General features: G+C 62.5%; 5 protein-coding genes. 2 read left to right on the plus strand and 3 right to left on the minus strand.

Annotation, left to right across the window (positions count from 1 at the left end; translation table 11 throughout):
- Positions 1 to 569: DUF7713 domain-containing protein (locus BO1_RS60540; RefSeq protein ID WP_028223733.1), on the plus strand; the 569-nt coding region annotated here is incomplete at its 5' end.
- A 447-nt stretch (positions 570 to 1016) separates the two neighbouring features.
- Here BO1_RS60540 and BO1_RS48485 read toward each other — a convergent pair.
- From BO1_RS48485 to BO1_RS48495, 3 genes are all read right to left on the minus strand, one after another.
- Positions 1017 to 1289 (minus strand): DUF1488 family protein, encoded by a 273-nt coding sequence (locus tag BO1_RS48485; RefSeq protein ID WP_028223734.1) that lies wholly within the window; start codon positions 1287 to 1289, stop codon positions 1017 to 1019.
- Positions 1290 to 1634: 345 nt separating this feature from the next.
- On the minus strand, positions 1635 to 2048 hold the full coding sequence (locus tag BO1_RS48490) for a type II toxin-antitoxin system VapC family toxin (RefSeq protein WP_043289286.1): 414 nt from the start codon (positions 2046 to 2048) through the stop codon (positions 1635 to 1637).
- Entirely contained in the window at positions 2045 to 2299 is a 255-nt protein-coding gene (locus tag BO1_RS48495; protein WP_028223736.1) for a type II toxin-antitoxin system Phd/YefM family antitoxin, read from the minus strand. Before BO1_RS48495 ends, BO1_RS48490 begins: the two co-directional genes overlap by 4 nt.
- Before the next feature lie 282 nt (positions 2300 to 2581).
- On the opposite strand from BO1_RS48495, the gene BO1_RS48500 reads away from it, so the two are divergent.
- A partial coding sequence (locus BO1_RS48500) for a hypothetical protein (RefSeq protein ID WP_028223737.1) occupies positions 2582 to 2858 on the plus strand: 277 nt, incomplete at its 3' end.

Here is a 2858-nt window from a genome sequence, read left to right on the forward strand (position 1 = left end):
ACGAGCATTGCGAACAATGCGGCAACCCGACGCCGCCCTGGGACACCATACACTGCGGCTCCGGCGATGGCAGCTACGAGTTGCTCTGCACCCTGTGCTTCAATGCCCGGATTGCCGAGTCAACCGGATTCACCGATTTCCTGAACGTCCGGCTTGATCCCATCCGGATGGTCGACTGTCGCGGGGAGTCCCACCAGTTCCAATTCCAGATCCGGCTCCTGGGCGACGCGGTTGCCCTGGATGCCTTTGAGCTTCGCGGCGACCTTCCCGCCGGCTACCGGTTCCAGTTGATCGGCGAGTTCGACGACGATGTGTTCGTACTGCTCGGGCGCCTCGTCGAAAAGATGCGTCGCGCACTATCGGTCAGGCACATCGATTTTCGCGAGCGCCAGATCATCGACAGCACGGTGCGCGGGCGCATCGAATGGGATGAGTCGCAGGCCGGACACATGCCACTCGTGGTGGTCGACGGCAAGGAGGTCTCGTGGAACGATCTCGGGCAAATGCTGATGAGCATGGAAGGATGGCAGTTCCGGCTTGATATCGCTGACCCGAGCGAAGAGCTTTGAGTCCCCGGTGCCGAGGCTGCAGGACCGCTGGCGCGCGATGGCCTGCAGGCGTGCGTACTGTCGTTGCCCTGACGCGTCCTCATCGATCGCGCGCGCCAGGCCGGGCGCCGCAATCCACTGGCCCCCTTGCGCGATGAATCGCGCCGTCGCGTCGACGACAGGTGGGTTGCCCTTCATCGGCCGGTGAAACAACGATGCGTGCAACGACCGACTCCGCGAGGCAAATTGCTGCTTTTCGAATCGGCCCGCGTCGTGCCGACCTTCGGCATCGAACGCGAGAACAGGGTACGGGGTTCGAATGATGCGCACCGGTTCGCTGGCCACAAGGCTGGCGCAAGTCGCGCGGCGGTGGTTCAGCGCGCCAATTGGCGTTCGAGATACACGCCCGATGCGATACCGCGCCCGTCAACCGGTTTCCGCGTGCTCACAGGACGCCGGCGCAGGCCGTTACCGCCGGTCGCCGAAATCGGCAACGGTCAGCACAACGCGCTCACCCGCATGGACGAGCATCTTGCGGCTTGCCGCCGCCTCGATGCGCTTGCGGCCGTCGGTGAACGCCTGGAGAACGCGCGCCTCGCCGGCTCCAGGGGGTAGCCAGAAATACTGTTCGAGCGCCTCGCGGGTGATGACGCACTCCACGGAGCCGCCCGGTCCCGACAGTGTAAAAACTACGCCTTTGCCGTCCGGCGCGAGGCGGGATTCGAGTCCGATGGTTTCCACAATAAACCCCGTCCGGGTATTCAGCCTGTTCTGTCCTTGAATCGTACAGGGCGTGCGACCTGGAACTCAACGTGCATCCGGGCGAAACCCTGCTGGCGAAAATTCATGGAAGCGGACAGCTTCCAGGTGCGGCCACGCCTGACCACGCCCATCGCTTACCTCAAGGCACCGGGATCGTGAACGGTCGGATATCAGAGCGGGCCGGGGTTGAGTGCGCTGGTGACGGGGCTCGTCCAAAACGTTAGCGAAGGCTGCAGGCGTCGCAGTGCTGCCAGGCACAGCACGCGCAGTAGACTGCCAGACATGGAAAAGGCGTCGTCGGCGTGAACCGTGCAACGCCTGCGATCAATGCGCCGCCTTCGGCGCTTCGATGACTTCGATCACGTCGAGCGCGCGAAAGTCGTCAGGATTGCTGGTGAGAAGCGGCAGACGATGTTCGTGAGCCTGAGCGGCGATCCAGAGATCGTTATAACGCGGGCGCGGATTACGACCTGCCACCTTCATCATGGTTGCGAGCAGACCGAATGACTGGGCGGTCTCGCGCGTCACCGGAAGCACCGACATCCGTTCGACGGCGCGCAGGAATGCCGTGCGCTCGGCCCGCTCTCGCACGTCGTTTGGGAGCTGCGCGCCGAATGCCAGTTCGCCAAGCGAGATCGCCGAGACATGGACCAGCTCAGACCCGGCGAGGTTGTAGATCGCGTCAAGGTCGAGGATGCCCTGACTGACATCGATCCAGACACAGGTATCAACGATCATCTCTGCCACGGATCACGCACCTCGTCGTCGAAATCGCCGCTGCGGATATCGGCCTTGTAGCGCCCGGCGACGTCGGGCGACATCCTGGGGAGCCGCTCGAAGGCTTCACGAAGCGTGACAGCGCGTGCGGGAGGATTGATGGTGCCGAGCACGGTGTTATTGCGCGTGATCGTGACCGACTCGCCCCGAGCCAGGGCGTCGAGCACCTGGTTCGTGCGCCGGGCGAGATCGGTGGCGGTGACAGTCGTCATGAAGACCCTCGGTTAAAAAATACGTATTTTACGTAATTTGAGTATTTTTGTCCAGTCCGGGCTGTTGAGCGTCCGTCGGCTGGAGCGCGCCGAACTCGACCGGAATGCGGATGGCTGCAATTCGGTCTGCAGCCAGATCCCCACCGCACCCAAGCGGTAACGTCCCTGGATTTTCGTAACCGTGTCGTATCGTCGTCTCTAAATCTAATTGATGTCGTGAAAATCAAGCATAATCGGACTCGCAGTGAGTGTCTCCGTCTTGGGGTTCGCAAAGGACATCTAATGGCTTTAAGCTCGCACATGGCTTTCGCCAGGAACGGGGCGGGACAGGTGGTCGCGGCGAACGACCTGCTGACCGTTGGCCCGGCGATCTTCCATTGCGCCGGCTGCGGTGGCGAGGTTGCCCTGTGCCGTCAAAACGCTTCTCAGGCCTACTTCCAGCACGTGGGTCCTGTTGCCTGCGAGCTTGGCACGCTGCACGCACTGCACGCGGCGGCGTTACAACTGCTTGCTGAGAGCCGGTTCGTCACCGCTCCTGCGCTGACACAGAACCGTAAGG

Origin of the sequence: Paraburkholderia oxyphila NBRC 105797 (assembly GCF_000685075.1) — a bacterium.
GTDB lineage: Bacteria > Pseudomonadota > Gammaproteobacteria > Burkholderiales > Burkholderiaceae > Paraburkholderia > Paraburkholderia oxyphila.